2 protein-coding genes are annotated in these 1,729 nt (G+C 43.5%); both read right to left on the reverse strand.

Going from position 1 to position 1,729, the window contains the following annotated elements:
• Positions 1-1,269: FAD-dependent oxidoreductase (locus ACH2DQ_RS22760; RefSeq protein ID WP_395028448.1), on the reverse strand; the 1,269-nt coding region annotated here is incomplete at its 3' end.
• 32 nt (positions 1,270-1,301) lie between these two features.
• Positions 1,302-1,729 (reverse strand): TlpA family protein disulfide reductase (locus ACH2DQ_RS22765; protein ID WP_395028450.1); only part of this gene is annotated, 428 nt, incomplete at its 5' end.

The raw sequence follows: 1,729 nt of genomic DNA on the forward strand, positions 1-1,729 counted from the left end.
AAGCTTAATCAAGTTAATCATTTCATAGGATTCTTCACAAAACAGCATGGCGCCCAGAATTTTATTGGTATCTTCATCAATTATGGCTTTTAACAGACCAACAGGCTGTTTTAACACCTGTGCCTTTGGAATTGCTGCGGCAGCAAGCTTTGCAATTTTAACACGATAACCGGCTTTTCTTGCCTCATCCTCATTCAATCCCACACGGGAATACGATGGATTAATGAATACACTATAGGGCACATTCTGGCGTTTCTTCTCATTATACTGCCCTTCATTTAACTGTGACCAGACAATGCGGAAATCATCCAGGGACACGTATGTAAACTGCAGACCGCCAACCACATCTCCCATCGCCCAGATATTAGGCGCCGTAGTTTTCCGGTTCTCATCTACCTTTACTGCACCTCTGGACGTAAGCTCTACTCCTGCTGCCTGTGCATTCAATTCTGCAGTGTTTGGCTTTCTTCCGGTAGCGACCAGAATGGCATCTGCCTCTAATTCCAGCCTCTCACCTTTCCAGATAACGGTTACGGATGCATTTTCTCCCTTGTTTTGTATCTGCTCAATCTGAGCACCCAGACGGAACGTAACGCCGGAATCCTCAAGTGCCTTTTTCATGGCATCAGCAATGTCACGGTCTTCCCGTTTAATTAAGATCTCACCATCCTGCAGCACCGTCACTTCTGATCCGAATCCCGAATAAATAGAGGCAAATTCCAGTCCGATATATCCTCCGCCGATAATAACCAGCTTCTTTGGCAGTATTTCCAGATCCATTAAAGTTTCGCTGAAATATACATAGGGGTTATCTTTAAGCCCATCGATTCCCGGAACAACAGGGGTTCCTCCCGTATTGATGAAGATCTGTTTTGCCTCCACTTCCAGTACTTCATCCTTCATTTGAACCTTTACTTTCGTATTGGATACAAAGCTGGCTGTTCCATTATAAATAGTTACGTTTGGCAGATCATTCAGTTTTGCAAAATTTTTCCCACGCAGCATCCCGGTCAGATCTCTTTTTTCATGAATAGCCCTGGCATACCAGTCAGCCTTCCATGCAAAATCAGTTCCTGAATTCCTTCTCGCTGTCTGGGCATTGCGGAGAAGGGATTTTGAAGGAATACATCCTACATTAATACAGGTACCTCCATACATCTGATCTGATTTCTCCACCAGTGCAACGCGTTTTCCCTGTGCCGCCAGTTTTCCTGCAAGTGTCTTACCACCTTTGCCAAAACCAATTATTAATGCATCATATTCCTTCATTTTAATCCTCCTTTTCCATTAGTTCATGAATTTTATTTTACCTGTTCCAGTAAATCCTTTATAATTACTTCCCAGTCTTCTTTACTTCTGGCACCTGTCTGAATTTCTCCCACCTGTTTGCCCTCTTTATCTACAAATATCGTGGTAGGAACTACGGAAGCTTCCTGAAGCGGTCCCATCAGCAAATCCATAGACGGGAGCAGGTGTTTATAACTTGCACCGGTTTCTTCAATTGCATACTTCGCCGTCTCGATCTGGGAGGCTGAAATGGTACCGTCATTTGTAATAACATCTGTTACGATTCCTACAATCTGGAACCCTTTATCTGCATATTCCGTATTAATCTCACCCAATTCCGGCATTTCACGCAAACAGGGACCGCAGAATGTTGCCCAGATATTAACCATCGTCAGATCATGCTCTTTAAAAATATCCTGGGTTACTTTATTACCGTCAATGT

The organism is Robinsoniella sp. (assembly GCF_034124845.1).